The sequence below is a fragment of the Streptomyces sp. NBC_01012 genome (assembly GCF_045162755.1).
Lineage (GTDB): Bacteria > Actinomycetota > Actinomycetes > Streptomycetales > Streptomycetaceae > Streptomyces.
This window is the reverse complement of sequence record NZ_CP108688.1, coordinates 7,120,734-7,136,695: the sequence shown is the minus strand read 5'-3', so window position 1 is coordinate 7,136,695 and position 15,962 is coordinate 7,120,734. Positions and strand designations below refer to the sequence as shown.

The 15,962-nt window shown below is 71.1% G+C and carries 11 protein-coding genes; 1 reads left to right on the top strand and 10 read right to left on the bottom strand.

The window, feature by feature from the left end:
- Positions 1-96: 96 nt before the first annotated feature.
- From OG623_RS31855 to OG623_RS31845, 3 genes are read right to left on the bottom strand one after another with little or no spacing between them, the layout of a single operon-like run.
- Complete coding sequence (locus OG623_RS31855) at positions 97-6,129, bottom strand: SDR family NAD(P)-dependent oxidoreductase (protein ID WP_406151058.1); 6,033 nt, start codon at positions 6,127-6,129, stop codon at positions 97-99.
- 43 nt (positions 6,130-6,172) lie between these two features.
- Positions 6,173-7,756: a PfaD family polyunsaturated fatty acid/polyketide biosynthesis protein gene (locus tag OG623_RS31850; RefSeq protein ID WP_406151057.1), complete on the bottom strand. Its 1,584-nt coding sequence runs from the start codon at positions 7,754-7,756 to the stop codon at positions 6,173-6,175.
- Complete coding sequence (locus OG623_RS31845; RefSeq protein WP_406151056.1) at positions 7,734-8,867, bottom strand: SDR family oxidoreductase; 1,134 nt, start codon at positions 8,865-8,867, stop codon at positions 7,734-7,736. The genes OG623_RS31850 and OG623_RS31845 overlap by 23 nt, the downstream gene beginning before the upstream one ends.
- 139 nt (positions 8,868-9,006) lie before the next feature.
- Here OG623_RS31845 and OG623_RS31840 point away from each other — a divergent pair, with 139 nt between their 5' ends.
- Positions 9,007-9,231, top strand: coding sequence for a hypothetical protein (locus OG623_RS31840; protein WP_406151055.1), 225 nt, complete (start codon positions 9,007-9,009; stop codon positions 9,229-9,231).
- A 17-nt stretch (positions 9,232-9,248) separates the two neighbouring features.
- On the opposite strand, the gene OG623_RS31835 is transcribed toward OG623_RS31840, so the two are convergent.
- The 7 genes from OG623_RS31835 to OG623_RS31805 form a co-directional block, all read right to left on the bottom strand.
- Positions 9,249-10,013 carry an ABC transporter ATP-binding protein gene (locus tag OG623_RS31835; RefSeq protein WP_406151054.1) on the bottom strand — a complete coding sequence of 255 codons (765 nt, stop codon included), beginning with the start codon at positions 10,011-10,013 and terminating at the stop codon, positions 9,249-9,251.
- Positions 10,010-10,810, bottom strand: coding sequence for an ATP-binding cassette domain-containing protein (locus tag OG623_RS31830; RefSeq protein WP_406151053.1), 801 nt, complete (start codon positions 10,808-10,810; stop codon positions 10,010-10,012). The genes OG623_RS31835 and OG623_RS31830 overlap by 4 nt, the downstream gene beginning before the upstream one ends.
- Positions 10,807-11,661: an ABC transporter permease gene (locus tag OG623_RS31825; protein ID WP_406151052.1), complete on the bottom strand. Its 855-nt coding sequence runs from the start codon at positions 11,659-11,661 to the stop codon at positions 10,807-10,809. The genes OG623_RS31830 and OG623_RS31825 overlap by 4 nt, the downstream gene beginning before the upstream one ends.
- Entirely contained in the window at positions 11,658-12,623 is a 966-nt protein-coding gene (locus tag OG623_RS31820) for an ABC transporter permease (protein ID WP_406151051.1), read from the bottom strand. Before OG623_RS31820 ends, OG623_RS31825 begins: the two co-directional genes overlap by 4 nt.
- Complete coding sequence (locus OG623_RS31815) at positions 12,623-14,140, bottom strand: ABC transporter substrate-binding protein (protein ID WP_406151050.1); 1,518 nt, start codon at positions 14,138-14,140, stop codon at positions 12,623-12,625. The genes OG623_RS31820 and OG623_RS31815 overlap by 1 nt, the downstream gene beginning before the upstream one ends.
- A gap of 39 nt (positions 14,141-14,179) precedes the next feature.
- Positions 14,180-14,926, bottom strand: coding sequence for a DUF1684 domain-containing protein (locus OG623_RS31810; protein ID WP_406151049.1), 747 nt, complete (start codon positions 14,924-14,926; stop codon positions 14,180-14,182).
- A 154-nt stretch (positions 14,927-15,080) separates the two neighbouring features.
- On the bottom strand, positions 15,081-15,650 hold the full coding sequence (locus OG623_RS31805; RefSeq protein WP_406151048.1) for a molybdopterin-dependent oxidoreductase: 570 nt from the start codon (positions 15,648-15,650) through the stop codon (positions 15,081-15,083).
- Between the last annotated feature and the right edge of the window lie 312 nt (positions 15,651-15,962).

Here is a 15,962-nt window from a genome sequence, read left to right as displayed (position 1 = left end):
CGAACACGGACGATCCGGGTAGCGCGGTGGTGCGGCGAGTGGCCGCGGTGGCGGCACTGGTGTGGCGAGTGACCGCGGTGGTGCGTCGGCGCGGGCTCAGGAGGGGCGTCGTACGAGTTCCACGCCGAGCAGCTCCACCGAGGGGAGGCCGTCGGGGCCGATGAGAGCCGCGTCGCAGCGGGCTCCCGTGTCGTGCACCTTCCTGGCCCGCACCACACACCGCACGGTGTCCTGGAGGGGGCCGGGCCTGTGCACCCGGCACTCCGCGACCGCCATCGGCAGGGTGGCGTCACCGAGCGCGTGGTCCGCCCACAGCAGGGCGAGTTGAAGAGCACCGTCGGTGGCGGCCGTGTCGAGCTGCCAGTGGTCACCGCCCCAGCCGAGCTCGGTCAGGCCCGCCACCGTCGCCTCGGCTCCGTCCGCGCCGACGCCGTGGACGGCCCGCAGGGCGTGGAAGCCCGGACCGTGGAACAGCACCCGGCCGTCGTAGATCTCGGTGCACTGCGGCGCGGCAAGCCCCGAGGGGGTCTCCCAGCTCTCCGGTCGTGGCCGGGTCGGCTCGAAGTCCATCTGGACCCGGATGTGCGGTGTGCCCTCGTCCCCGACGAGTTCGGCCTCCAGAGCGGAGGGCGAGCCCGTCGACGCCCGACGGCCGCTCAGGGTGAGCCGGTGGCCCGCACCGTCCAGGTGCGGCAGAGCGACCCTACTGAAGACGCGGAGATCCCTCAGCACGAGGTGACCGGCGTCCGGCCGCCACGCCGTGGCCGCGCCCGCGAAACGGTCCAGGGCCATCGCGACCGGCAGAACGGGGACGCCGGCGATGTCGTGGTCGGCGAGGTAGGCGTGGGTCCGTGCGTGGACGCGCATCTGCGCGGCGAGCGGTTCGACGACCGCCCCCAGCGGGGAGTCGGGGCCTTCCCCGGCCGCGATGACGACCACCCTGGTGTCGGTGCCCGAAGTGCCCAGCTCGGCGGTGAAGGCCGCGGCGCCCTGTCCGACGGGGATGAGCGGCACTCCGGAGCGGCCGAAGTGTTCCGCGAGCGCGGGCGTGACCATGCCGCCCTGCCACGGGCCCCAGGCGATCGACCGCACCAGGCAGTCGGGCCTCCTGGCGCGCTCGGCGCAGGCCACGTGGTTGAGCACCTCGTTGGCCATGGCGTAGTCGCTCTGTCCGGCGTTGCCGAAGACCGCGGCCACGGAGGAGAACAGGACGATCGTGTCCAGCGGATCCTTCTCGGTCGCCGTGAGCAGCTCGCGCAGGCCGCCCGTCTTGGTGGCCAGGACCAGGTCGGTCTGCGCGTCGGTCTTGTCGGCGATCAGCTTGTCCGCCAGCACTCCGGCGCCGTGCACGATTCCGGTGACCGGCCCCCAGTCGCGGCGTACCTCCTCCAGTGCCCCGCGCAGGGCTTCGCCGTCCCGGACGTCCACCGGCAGATACCGGACCTCGGAACCGGCGCTCCGGAGGGCTGCCACGGTGGCCCTGACCTCACGGGTGGCCAGGATCCGCCGGGCCTCGGCGCCGATCGCGGTGGGGGTGGCCCCGTCTGAGCGTTCGGCGAGGGCTCGGGTGAGTGCGGCCTCGTCGGTCGCCCCGGCCAGACCGTGCGGTTCCTCGGCGAGCTCGGTGCGGCCGAGCAGCACGATGCGGGGCCTGTGGGCACCGGCGAGGTCCAGCAGCGCGGCGGCCGTCACCCCGCGGGCTCCGCCGGTGGCCACGATGACGGATTCGGCGCCGATGCGCGCGGCCCGGCCCGGTTCGGCCGGTGCCGGAATCACGACAGGGGTGGTACGGGTACCGTCGGCGCGCAGGCCGATCTCCGTCGCCGGTCCGCCGTCGAGCAGTTCCCGTACGACCGCTTCGGCGACGGCGTCCGCGTCGCGCCCTCCGCGCTCACAGTCGATCGCCTTGACCACGGCCGTGGGCCACTCCTTGGCGACGGTCCTGGCCAGCGCGGCGATACCTCCGAGCCAGGCACGCTCGGGCTGACTGCCGCGGAGCCCGAAGTCACCTCCGGTGTCCTGTACGGCCACGAACACCCCGCCATGGGTGGTGAACTGCGGCGCGAGTGACCTCGCCGCTTCGAAGGCGTCCCGTTGCAACGCCCGCGCGGCCTCGGGTGAGTCCGCCGGGGCGAGGCCCCCGAGGTGCACGACCGCCCGTGCGTCCGGGGACACGCTGGACACAACGGTGGCGCGCAGCCCGTGGTCGGTCAGCTTGGCCGCCACCAGCTCGGCGACGCCGAGCCCGTCGTCGGTCACAGCGATCGGTTCGTCCCCGAGACCGGCCAGGGTCAGTCCGGGTGCGGCGGTGTCCACCGTACGCACGGCGAGCCTGCTGACCGAGGATGCCCCGGCCGGCTCGCGCCGGGGGGCGGGGACCTCCGGCGCGGCCACGACGACGGCGGCCGGAGGAGCGGCGGCCGGAGGGCCGGTGGCGGTGGCGACGGTGAACGCCTCGACGATCTGCCGCAGCGTACGGAGCTTCAGGAGCTCTCCCACGTCGCCGTTCGCATGGGCACCGACCCGCTCCCGCACGGCGGAAAGGATCTCCACCCGCTTGATCGAGTCCACCCCCAGATCGGATTCGAGCTCCATGTCCGCGTTCAGCATCTCGACCGGATACCCCGTCCGTTCCGCGACCACGGACAGCAGCAACTCCTCGAAGCCGTCGGCAGAGACGTCCGGGGGTACGACAGACGTAACAGACGCGACAGACGTGACCGGAACGGCAGGGGCCACCGGAGCGACCGAGGCAACGGGGACAACCGGAGCGACCGGAGCGACCGGAGCAGCAGACACCACGGCCGCCGGAGGAGCCGTGACGGCATCCGGCGGCGTGGCGCCCTCGGGTACGCCGGAGGGCCGAGCCGCCGGCGCCACGACGGGCATGCCGGGAGGCGTGAGCACCGCCGGAGCACCCCCGCCGGCCCCCTGCGCCCCGAGCATCGCGCTGAAGGTCGTCTCCGTCATCTGCAGGAACGCCAGGTGACTGTCGATCAGCATGCGCTGACAGGCCTCGTGGGCCTGCGCGGTGTAGCGCTGCACGTTGTCGAGCACGGCGAGCAGGCCGCCGCCATCCGTCTCCGGGCCCGCGGCGGCTACCACAGGCGCGGCGGCTGCGGCGGGCATCGATACGGACGCCGGCACGGCGGCTGCCGGGGCCTGGGCGGCTGCCGGGGCCTGGGCAGGTGCCGGTGCCTGGGCCGGTGCCGGTGCCTGGGCCGGTGCCGGGACCGGCACAGCGGCCGGCGGTGCCTCGGGCGTACGAGGCGGATTCGGCGCCGGCAGTGATGCTGCGCCTCCGGCGGGCGGGTAGACACGCCCCTGGTTCCTGCCGTTGATCTGCACGGTCATTCCGGGCTTCCGCTCCTCGGCTGCTGCTGCGGGCGGCGCGTAGGGTGCCCACAGGTCTTCGTGGTCGAGCGGGACGCCCCACACGGCGAGCCGCCCGAGTGCGTCCTGCAGGGAGGTGACGCCGTTGCGTCCCTTGCGGTCCAGGCCGACCGCGAGGTGCGTACGGTCGCCGAGGATCTGTGCGACGAGGCCCGTGAGCGTGTCACCGGCGCCGACCTCGACGAACGTCCGCACCCCTGCGGCGTACATCGCCTCGATCTCGTCGCTGAACAGCACGGGTGAGGCGAGATGGCCGGCGATCCTCTGCCGGATCTCGTCGGGGGCCGACGGGTACACCGAGGCATCGGCGTTCCCGTAGACGTCGAGCAGGGGCTCGCTGACGGCGACCCCGGCCAGGTGGGCGAGGAGCGGAGAGGTCGCCCCTGCCACGACCGGGCTGTGGAAGGCCGTGGCGGCTTCCAGCCGTCGCGTGGTGATGCCATCGGCGGCGAGCTTCTGCTCGACGACGCCGACCGCTTCGGCGGCTCCCGAGATCACCGTCTGGGCAGGGGCGTTGTGGTTGGCCACCCAGACGTCCGAGGCGCCGCACCCGGCGATGACGTCCTCGACACGCTCGGGTCCGGCCGCCGCGGCGGCCATCGCGCCCGGCAGCGCGGCCGCCTCGCGCATCAGCTCCCCGCGCCTGCGGGCGAGCCTCACCAGGGACTCCGCGTCCAGAACGCCCGCCGTGTGCAGCGCCACCAGTTCGCCGAAGCTGTGTCCCGCCACGCAGTCCGGCCGTACGCCGAGACCGCGCAGCACCTCGATCAAGGCGAGGCTGTGCACGGCGAGGGCGGGCTGCGCCCACTCGGTCGCGGTCAGCAGTGCCTGCTGCGCGTCCCGTTCAGCGTCGCTGAAGGCGGGCGGCGGGATCACCACACGGTGCAGCTCGCCCTGTCCGCCGTCGCCTGGCTCCATCGTCCCCAGCCGGTCCCAGACCGACTGGGCGGCCGGGGACAGCATCGCCACGTCCGCGCCCATTCCGACGTACTGCGCGCCCTGTCCGGGGAAGAGGAATCCGATCCGGCCGACGGAGGCCTCACCGGTGGCGTAGTGGACGCCCGTCGGTGTGGAGAAGTTCGTGCCCGGCTGCCGCCCGATCAGTGCGCAGGCCTGGTCGAGCTTGTCGGACAGGTCGTCGCTGTCCGCCGCGACGATCGCGAGGCGTACGGGATCATCCGCGCGGAAGTCCCGCTGGCTCGCCCGTGCGACCTCGGACAGGGGCCGGTCGCTGTCGGTCCTCCGTTCCAGCAGGGCGGCCGCCGTCGGGGCGCTCAGGAGCACCAGCTCGCTGGGAACGGTCCGGGTACGCCAGGCCGTACGCGCGCCGGAGCCGACGGAGGGCGTGTACTCCTCGACGGTCACATGGAAGTTGCTGCCGCCGAAGCCGAAGCTGGAGACGGCGGCCCTGCGCGGCCGGTCGGCGGAGCGTACCCACGGGCGGGTCCGGGTGTTCAGGTAGAACGGGCTGTCGTCGATGTTCATCGCGGGGTCGGGCCGCTCCACCTTGATCATCGGTGGGATCACCTGGTGGCTCAGGGCGAGGACGCTCTTGAGCAGACCCACGGCACCGGCGGCGCACTTGGTGTGGCCCACCTGCGACTTGACCGAGCCGATGGCGCACCACTGCCGGTCCTCGCGGTCCGACTCCTCGTAGACCTGACGCAGTGCGGCGAACTCCGCGGCGTCCCCCGCACGTGTGCCGGTGCCGTGTGCCTCCACCAGCTCCACGGTCTCCGGGCCGTAGCCCGCCTCCTCGTAGGTACGTCGCAGGGCTCGGGCCTGTCCCTTCGGCATCGGTGCGTAGATCGCGCCGCTCCTGCCATCCGACGAGGTACCGATCCCCCGGATGACGGCATGGATCCGGTCACCCGCGCGCTCGGCGTCGGCCAGTCGCTTCAGGGCGTACATGGCGATGCCCTCGCCGAGCATCGTGCCGTCCGCCGCGTCCGAGAACGGCCGGCAGTCGCCGCTGGGTGAGAGGGCGGGCGTCTTGGAGAAGCACATGAACGTGCTCGCGTCGTTGGAGGCGTCGACACCTCCGCTGATGACGAGGTCGGAGCGGCCGAGGGAGAGTTCGGCAACCGCCGTCGAGAGTGCGGCGAAGGAGCTGGCGCATGCCGCGTCCGTGATGTGGTTGGTGCCGTGCAGATCGAATCTGTTGGCGATGCGGCCCGCGATGACGTTGCCGAGGAGTCCCGGGAAGGTCGATTCCTGCCAGGGGGCGTAGTGGCCGGTGATGCTGTCGCAGACGGCCTGTGCCTCCGCCTCCGGGATCCCGTTCTCCCGGAGTGCCTTGAGCCAGACGGGGCGCTGCATCCGCGCTGCCATGTGCGTCAGGAGTTCCGTGGCGCCCGCTCCGAGGATCACGGAGACGCGGTCACGGTCCGCTCCGGCGAGGCCGCCCGCGTCGGCGATGACCTGCTCGGCGACGGTGAGGGCGAGCAGCTGCACGGTGTCCGTGGCGCTGAGGCTGTTCGGCGGGATCCCGAACGCCAACGGGTCGAACGCGACATCGGACAGGAAGGCTCCCCGACGGGCGTAGGTCCTGTCCGGCACGGTGGGGTCGGGGTCGTAGTAGTCCTCGACGAGCCAGCGGTCGGCCGGGACGTCGGTGATCAGGTCACGACCGGACAGGACCGTACGCCAGAACCCGTCGGCACCCTGGTCACCGGGCATGAGAGCACCGATACCGACCACGGCGATCGGGACCTGTCGGGGGCGAGAGGCGGACATGCTCTCCACTTCCTTGCTGATGAGGGGCGGGCGCGAAGGACGGTCAGGCGAGGCGGCGCGGGGTGTAGGCGAACGCGGAGGGCGGCACGGGCACGCCGTACGTGCGGAGCTGGTGCGCACGGGTCGCGACGGCGGCTCCTTCGAGCAGGTTGAGCGCGATCTGTACGACGGAACGGTTGGCCGGGTCCGCCAGAAAGCTGCCGGCGGTCCACCGGTTGAACGCACCCATCGCCGGACCGCACCAGATCTGGTAGTCGCTGCGCCGGGAGGCGTCCCCGGTGATCGCCCAGCGGCTCGAACTCCCCAGATACCAGCGGAAGACCAGCGCCATACGGTGTTTGGGGTCCTTCGCCGCGCGGTCCGCCTGGGCGGGGTCACGCTGCTGCCAGAAGTGCCGGGTCCGCTCCCACACCTCGTCGAGCGGGGCCCTGAACACATCCCGTTCGAGCTTGGCACGCAGCTGCGGCGGCAGGTCGTCCAGCGAGGGGTGCGCCTGGTACGCCTCGTGGAGATGACCGGCCCGCTGGGCGAACAGGGTGCCCCGGCGCAGGACTTGGAGCTTGACGCCCGCCTCGAACATGTCGGCCGCCGGTGCCATGATCACATCGGCGGTGTCGGCGTCGGCCAGCATCGCCTTCGCGTCGTCCGAGATTCCCGCCTCGACGGCGACCTGGTTCACGGACCCGGTCAGGACGTAGGCGGCGCCGAGTCCGAACGCGGCGGCGACCCCATCCGGGGTGCCGAGACCGCCTGCGGCGCCGACCCTGACCTCCCGCGTGTATCCGAAGCGCCGGGCGAGTTCGTCCCGGAGGAGCAGGATCCGCGGCAACAGGGCGCCGAGAGGCCTGTTGTCGGTGTGTCCCCCGCTGTCGGACTCCACCGTGAGGTCCTCGGCCACGGGCACCAGCGCGGCCAGTGCGGCTTCCTCCGCACCGAGCTCCCCGCTCTCGACCAGGCGGCGCAGCAGTTCGGGCGGCGCGGGCGACAGGAAGCGGGCCGCGACCTCGGGCCGTGACACCTTGGCGAAGACCCGGGTGCGCCGCACGATCCGTCCGTCCGGGCCCCGGCGGAGCCCGGCGGCCGAGCACAGGACCACGGCCGGGGTGAGTTCCATGTACGCCGACGCCGAGACGCAGGGGACGGCGTGGCGCAGGAGCAGCTTGGCGACCTGGTACTCCAGATCGGGTTCGTTCGGTGAATGGATCAGGTTCACCCCCCAGTTGGGCAGGCCGGCCAGCTCAGCGGCCAGCGCGCGCACCGCCCGCTCCACCTCGGGAAGGGCCAGGCCGCCGGCGCCGAAGAATCCGAGCATCTCGGCCCTGGCCATCGCCGCCACCATCTGTGTCGTCGCGATGCCGTTCGCCATTTCCCCGGCCACATAGGGGAAGCGGACACCGTGGGCCTCGCAGAAGGTCCGCCCTCCCAGCCACTCCGGGTACAGCGGCGGCAGGGTGCCGACGGTGTCGCCCGGGGGCCTGGGCCCGGTCACCAGGCCCAGTGCGCGGCCGGTGGGGTCGGCGACGATATGGGCGGGGTCCCGGAACCGCCCGACGCGGGCCGCGATCTGCTCCGGGGTGAAGACCGGTGAGGCGGTGACGGCCTCGTCAGGAGGTGCCGGCAGGGACAAGGGTCGGATTCCCGTCAGGAGGAGGGGTGGGCGTCGTGCCGGTGGTCAGATAGTCGAGATCGACGCGGATCCCGGACGAGCACGGGCCGAGCAGGGCGCGTACACGCGTGTCGTCGAACCGGCGGCGGTGGCTGAGGTACGGCGTGAATCCGGGGAAGAGGTCCGCGGCCGCCTCCAGCGGTTCCGGGTCGTCCGGCCTCTTCTCGACGAGCCGCACCTTCACCGGTGCGATCCGCTCCATCAGGGCGGTGAGGACCGTGGCCGCCACATCGTGGTCGTGGACGACGTGGTAGACGTCGGCGCGTCCCGAAGGCGGCCGGCTCGCCAGCCGCACCATGACGGCCGCGGCGTGCTCCACCGGCATCAGGTTCAGGTGCCCTTCCGGGTGGCCGGCCAGCCGCACCACCGGCCTGCGGTCCTCGGGTACACCGGGGCCGGACCCGTCGCTCCGCAGTGAGGCCCGTACGATCCGGGAGAGGAACTGCAGGGGGTGCTGGGGCAGTTCCGGGTACGGGGGCAGATCGGTGACCAGGATGCTCGGCCGCATGACCACGACGGGACGCCCCTGAGCGCGCGCCCAGTCGTGGACGAGGACCTCGGCCTCGTACTTGGACCGTTCGTAGTTGTTCTCGAAGCCGTGGCGGCTGTCCAACTCGTCCTCGTAGACGACACCTTCGCGGCGTGCCCCGCCCACGAATGCGGTACCGACATGGTGGAGCAGTGGCTTACGGCTGCCCGCAGCGGCCAGCTCCAGCACGCGCCGGGTGCCTTCGACGTTGACGCGGCGGAGGTTGCCGATGTCGTCGTCCAGGTTGATGTTGCCCGCGCTGTGCCAGATCACGTCCAGTTCGTCGGCGAGCCGCTGGAACGCCTCGTCGGTCAGCCCGAGGCCCGGCCGGCCCAGGTCGACCTCAACGACACGGAGCCTGCGGGGAAGGTCCGCGATCAGCGCGCCCGGGGCGTCGGTCAGCTCCAGGAAGCGTGCGATCCGCCCGAGCGCGCAGGCCGACCCGGCGTGCGCGAGGACCGTCAACGAGTCGTGGCGCTCCAGCAGCTCACGGACCAGACGCAGTCCTAGGAAGCCGGTGGCCCCGGTGAGAGCGACTCGCACTGTGTGTAACTCCAAGGTCCAGAGAACGGGCATCCGGTTGGCTCGCCCAGGAACCGTGGAGTCGGCTGAACAGCCGTGCGTCACACCCGATCGGTCTCCCGTCACGGACAACCACCGTTCGCCGTTCAGGGAAACGCTCATGCCTGTCGCGTTGGCTCAACTTCACCCGATTGGCCCCGCGTTCCGGCAGGTGACGGTCAAGGGTCCGCTCTTCCCTGCCTGTTCGGGCGCACACACGTCAGGACCCGCGCCGGACGCCTTCCACCTGCCGGTGGGACGTCCCGTCACGCACAAGATCTACCGTGACGCCGATCATCCCTCCCGGCTGGTCCTGCCGTTCACGACAGCCGCGAAGCCGTCCTGACGGAACCCTGGGGTGGGTCAGACGGGCAGTCGGGGCACGCTCTCGATCAGTCGGCGGGTGTAGGTGTGCGCGGGTGCGCCGAGCACCTGGGACGTCGCCCCCTGCTCGACGACCCGACCGCGCTCCAGCACGGCGGTGCGTTCGCACAGTGACGCCACGACCGACAGGTCGTGGGAGACCATCACCAGGGTCAGCCCTCGCTCCTCCTTCAGCTCGGCCAGCAGATCGACGACCTTCACCCGGGTGGTGACGTCCAGCGCACTGACCGGCTCGTCGGCGAGCAGGACACGGGGGTCGCAGACCGTGGCGCGGGCGATGGCGATGCGCTGGCGCTGGCCGCCGGAGAACTCGTGCGGATAGCGGTCGACCGCGTCCGCCTGGAGACCCACGCGCTCCAGCGCGGCGGCCACCTTGGGCCTCGCCGTGGAGCGGGTGTCGAGGCCGAGGGAGCGCAGCGGTTCCGCGACGATCGCACCGATCCGCCGGCTGGGGTCGAGCGAGGAGTAGGGGTCCTGGAAGACGCACTGGACGCTGCTGCGGAAGCGGCGCATCTGCTCACGGTCGCGCGTGTCGAGGTCGGCCCCGTCGAAGCGGACGGTGCCGGCGGTGGGGCGCGCCAGGCCGAGCAGCAGGCGCAGCAGTGTCGTCTTGCCCGCCCCGGACTCGCCGACCAGCGCGAGGCTCTCGCCCGGTTCGACGGCGAGTGACACATCCCGCACGATGTCGGGCGCGCTCCTGCGGTAGCGGACCGCGGCGTCCTTGAGCTCCAGCACGGGTGTCATCGCGGGCTCCTCAGGTCCAGGGCGGATTCCAGCTTCCGGGCACTGGCGACCAGGGCCCTGGTGTACTCCTCGTGCGGCGCGCGTACGACGTCGAGGACCGCGCCCTGCTCGACGGCCCGGCCGTCCTTCATGACCAGCACCCGGTCGGTGACCGCGGCCACGACCGCGAGGTCATGACTGACGAACAGGACGGCCATCTCCCTCTCCTGGACCAGGCCGTCGATGAGTTCCAGCATCTCGGCCTGCACGGAGACGTCCAGGGCCGTGGTGGGCTCGTCGGCGATGAGCAGCTTGGGCTCGCAGGCCAGCGCCATGGCGAGGGCGACGCGCTGACGCTGTCCGCCGGAGATCTCGTGCGCGAAGGCGCGGGAGATACGGGCGGGGTCGGGCAGCCGTACCTGTTCGATGGCCTCGTGGACGGCCTCGCGCAGTCGCCTGCCCTTGAGGCCGGTACGGCGGGCGAGCGGTTCGGCGATCTGGCGTCCGAGCCGCATGAGCGGGTCGAGCGCGGTCATGGGCTCCTGGAAGACGACGGCCGCGTCCCGGCCGCGAACGCCGGTGAGCCGCTTCTCGGGGGCGCCCACCATCTGTGTCCCGGCCAGTTCGACGCTGCCCGCCGAGGTCATGCCGTCGGGCAGCAGGCCGAGCACAGCGAGGGTCGTCAGGGACTTGCCCGAACCGGATTCGCCGATGAGGCCCAGTCGTTCTCCGCCGGCCACGGTGAAGGACAGGTCGTCGACCAGGGTCCGTCCGTCGGGGGCGCGTACCGTCAGTCCGCTGACGTCGAGGAGAGTCATGTGCGCCTCCGCCGGGTGGCCGGGTCGAGGGTGTCACGCAGGCCGTCGGCGATGAGGTTCACGCCGATGACGAGCAGGACGAGCAGGATGCCTGGCGCGAGCGCGCCGGCCGGCGCCGTGGTGAAGGTGGCCTGGGCCTCCTGGAGCATGCGGCCCCAGGAGGCGTTGGGCGGTGGCGCTCCGAGGCCCAGGTAGGACAGCCCCGCCTCGGCGAGCACGGCGAGCCCGAACTGCAGGGCGAGGTTGACGGCCAGTGTGGGCCAGATGTTGGGCAGCACGTGGGAGAGGACGGTGCGCGGCCAGGAGGTGCCCGAGGTGCGTGCCGCGGTGATGTAGTCCTGGGCCAGGACCCGTTTGACCAGGATGCGCACGAGCCGTGCCACGATCGCGCTCTGTGCCAGGCCGATCGCCAGGATCGCGGAGCCGAGTGTCGCCGAGCGTGCGGCGACGACCAGCATCGCCAGCAGGAGCGTCGGGAAGGCGATCAGGATGTCGAGGAACGCCGAGAGGGTGTCGTCGAGCCAGCCCTGTGCGTACGCCGCGAGCACGCCGAGGGTGACCCCGACGGCGGCCGCGATGAGCACCGACCCGAGCCCCGCCTCGACGGCGATGCGTGAGCCGGTCATCACCTGGGTGAACAGGTCGCGCCCGAGCTTGTCGGTGCCGAGCAGATGGGAGCCGTCGGGTCCTGTGAGCCGTCCGCCGGATGTGTCGTCGGCGTCGTAGGGCAGCCAGAAGAACGACACCACGGCCGACAGGGCGATCAGGCCGGCGAGTACGCAGCCGACGACGAGGGTGGCGGAGCGCCGGGTGCGCCGCTTCGTGGGGGCGAGCAGGTCCGTCCCGGTCATCGGGCACCTCCCGAGAGCCGGCCGCGCAGCCGCGGGTCGACGGTCCGCTGGACCAGGTCGGCCACGAAGCCGATCACCAGCACCGCGAGGGTCGATACGAACAGCACGCCCTGGATGACCGGGTAGTCGTGCTGGGCGATGCCGGTGGCGAGCATCGAGCCGAGGCCGGGCAGGGCGTACACCGACTCGACGACCACGGCGCCGAGCAAGGTCGAGGCGAGCTCGATGCCGAGGACGGAGATCACCGGTACGGCGGCGTTGCGCAGCCCGTGCCGCCACATGGCGAGCCCGAAGGACGAGCCCAGGGCGCGCGCGGTGCGCAGGTAGTCGCTGCCGAGGACGTCGAGGGTGGCGGAGCGTACGTAGCGGATCAGGGACGCGCTCATCACCAGGGCGATGGTCACGACCGGCAGGACGAGGGCGCGGACCGCCTCCGCCGGGTCGGCCCAGCCGTCCTGCGGGAAGCCGCCCGACGGCAGCCAGCCGGCGTTCAGCGCGAACACCGCGATGAGGATCATGCCGAGCCAGAACACGGGGATCGCGATGCCCAGCTGGGACACGCCGCTGAGCAGCGCGCCGTACCAGGTGTGCCGCTTGTACGCGGCGACGAACCCGGCGGGCACGGCGACCAGGACGGCGAGGACGAACGCGGCCAGCGTGAGCGGCACGGTGACGTTCAGCCGGGCGCCGACCTCGGGTCCCACGGGCAGGGAGCTGACGAACGAGGTGCCGAGGTCGCCGCTCGCCAGCTGCCCGATCCAGTGGGTGAACTGTTCGGGCAGCGGGCGGTCGGAGCCGATGGAGTGGCGGGCGGCCGCTATCTGCTCGGGCCCGGCGCCGACCGCGGTGAGCGCGTTGGCCGGGTCGCCCGGCAGCATGCGCAGCAGCACGAAGAGCACCACGCTCGCCAGGACCAGGGATACGGCCAGGAAGGCGAGCCGGCGCAGCAGATAGCGCGCCATCAGCCCGTCTTCTTGATGTCGTAGGCGAAGAACTGCGAGTTCAGGCCGTTGAGCGGGTAGCCGGAGAGCTTGTTGCTCGCGACGACGATCTGCGGGTAGAGGTACAGCCAGTCACTGGCGGCGTCCTCGGCGGTCCTGCGGTTGACCTTCTTGAGCAGTTCGGTCTGCTCCTCGGTGCTGGACGCCTCCTCGGCCTGCTCCACCCACTTGGTGACCTGCGGGTCGTCGTAGCCCCAGTAGAAGTCGGGGTTGCCGTACCAGACGAGGTCGCGGTCGTTGACGTGTTCCTGGAGCGTGGCCGTGAAGTCGTGGTTCTTGTAGACCTTCGTGTACCACTCGTCCGGGGTGATCGTGTTGATCTTGACGGTGATGCCGACCTTGGCGAGCTGGGACTTGATGAAGGTCGCGGCCGTCGGGTGCGGGTCGTAGTTGGGGGTGTCGAGGGTGAAGCTGAAGCCCTTGGCGTAACCGGCCTCGGCGAGCAGCTTCTCGGCCTTCGCCACGTCGTGGGCGTTGACGTCGGTGAGGTCCTCGTACCAGGGGTCGGTGGGCGGGACCATCGACCCGATCTCCTTGCCGTAGCCGCCCCAGACGGATTCCAGCAGCTTCTTGTCGTCGATGGCGGCGGACACCGCCTGTCGCACCTTGACGTCGGTGAAGGGCTTGGCCTTGTCGTTGAACGCCAGCAGCAGCTTGGTGGTGGAGTCGCCGTCGTTCACCTTGTAGTTGCCGGTGTTCTTGAACTGCTCGATGGAGTCGGGCGACTGCTCACTGGTGACCACGTCGACGGCGTTGGTCAGCAGCGCGTTGTTCAGCGCCGATGCGTCCTTGTAGTAGTGGAAGACGACCTGCTTGTTGGCGGCGGCGTCGCCCCAGTAGCCGTCGAAGCGGTTCAGGCTCAGCGCGGAACCGCGGGTCCACTTGTTGAGGGTGTACGGACCTGTGCCGTCCTCGGTGGTCTTCAGGTTCTTCGCCTGGGAGTTGATGATCCAGACGTAGGAGAGGTTGTAGACGAAGGAGATCGACTTCTTCGACAGCGTGACCTTCACGGTCCGCTTGTCGGGGGTCGCGATGTCCTTGACGACCTCCAGGTTGCTCTTGCGGGCGGACTGGGAGTCGTCCGCGAGCACCTTCTCCAGGCTGTACTTGACGTCCCGGCTGGTGAGTTCCTTGCCGCTGTGGAACTTCACGCCGTCACGCAGGGTGAAGGTGTAGGTGAGGCCGTCGTCGCTGGTCGTGTAGTCCTGGGCGAGGAGCTTGTCGACCTTGCCGTCGTCGGTGAGTCTGAACAGGCCCTCGTAGGCGTTGCCGTTGAGCGCCTCGGTGCCGCCCTGGCCGCCGCCCGCGGTGTTGTCGAGGTTCTGCGGCTCGTAGAGCGAGCCTATGTTGACGACCGCGTCCTTGTCCCAGGTGCCGCCCGACGCGCCGGAGCCGCCGGATCCGCCGCAGGCGGTGAGCGTCACGGCGAGAGCGGCGGCGGAGGCGACGCCGTACGAGATCTTCTTCTTGGTGCTCATGGGTGGGGGCTCTTTCGGTCCGGGGAGCTGCGGGGGTGATCAGTGCTGGGCGTCGAAGCCGTCGCGGAAGAGGGGGAGCTTCTCGCCGGCCTCGACGGGCAGGTGGAAGCGGTTCTGTCGCGGCGGCATCGGACAGTTGTACTGATCGGAGAATCCGCAGGGCGGCACGAAGGCCCGGTTGAAGTCGAGGACCACCCGGTTCTCGTCGTCCGTGCGCCGCACGAAGAGGAAGCGGCCGGCCCCGTAGGTGGTCCCGCCGTTGGTCGGGTCGCCGAAGACGAGCAGCAGGGTGCCGTCGTCGTCGAAGGCGCTGAGCGTGTAGGCCCGGCCGTCGACGGTGAGGGTGATGTCGCCGGGAACGACCAGGTCGCGGCTGCCGCCGTTGTCCCGGATGTGCTCGAAGGCGATGCTCCGGGCGCCGGGGACGGGGGTGTACGTCGCTTCCAGGACCCAGTCGGGGTCGTGGGGGAAGGCGTCGACCCGGTCGAAGTGACGGATGGCGGGCGCGTCGGCGTCCCAGAAGCGCAGACCGTACTCGGTCTCACCGGTGACCCGCTCGGTGCGCCTGAGTGTCGTGACGGTCACGGTGTCCGGCAGGTCCGCGTGGGCGTCCACCGCGTCCGGGATCTCGCCGGGCGGAGCCCAGCGGGTTTCGACCAGGGCGAGGTTCCCGGTCGGTGACGTGAGCGAGCGATGGCGCTCGGCACGCCAGGCGTCCCATTCCTCCGCGGGATCGACGGGATCGGCGGGGTCGACGGGGGCGGAGTGGGACACAGCAGTACTCATTCGTCTAGGCGGGCAGCCCCTCACAGTCCCTGATCAACAAGGTGTGAATAAGTGGCCAAAGCATCACCTTTATTGACCATAAGCTCATCTAATGTCAAACGTCCGCGCCATTTTGTGAGACGGATCTCTCCCGTCGCGCCCAGGGGCTCGCCCGTCACGGCCGGGAGAGCCCCTGGGTCTCGCCGTCGTCCTGGTAGCTGTAGCGCTTCCCTGTCCAGACGTCCCCGATGTTGTGGTAGCCGCGCTCCTCCCAGAAGCCCGGCCGGTCCGCGGTCAGATACTCGATCCCCCGAAGCCATTTGGGGCTCTTGTAGCCGTACAGGTGGGGTACGACCAGGCGCAGCGGGAAGCCGTGTTCGACGGTGAGGGGCTCACCGCCGCGGTGCGTGGCCAGGAGGGTCGTGGCGGCGGCGAAGTCGGCGACCCGCAGATTGGCGCTGTAGCCGTACTCGGCCCAGGCCATCACATGCGTGACCCCGGGGGCCGGTGGCACCAGACGCAGGAGGGTGGCGGCGGGGACGCCGAACCACTCGTGGCCGGTCGATGTGATCCCCTGCGCACAGTGCAGGTCCGCGACGACGGTGGTCCGCGGGAGCGCGGTGACCTCGTCCCAGGTCCAGCTGTGGGTGGAATCCCCCGCCGTGGCACCGAAGACCTTCAGGTCCCACCGCTCGGGCCGGAAGCGCGGGACCGGCCCGTAGTGGGAGACCGGCCAGCCGGCCACCCTGCTCTGCCCCGGAGGGAGACGGTCGGCTGTCTGCGGCCCGGGAGGAGACGGGGCCGGGCAGTCACTTCCCACGTGTGATCATCTCCCTGGAGGCAGGCACGGCGAGGCACGGAACACACCTCGTACATACATTCTCTCCCCCGGTTCCCCGAGGTCACGGCAGGTGCCGCTCACACGGCGCGGCCAGGCATCTCACACCGGGACGCCCTGGCGTGTGCGTGAGGTGTAATCCCGGACGCTCCCCCGGCGTGACGGCGCGGAAACCCGGTCTTTCTACGGTGCTGGTGAGGGACCCGGGTCTGCGGTGAC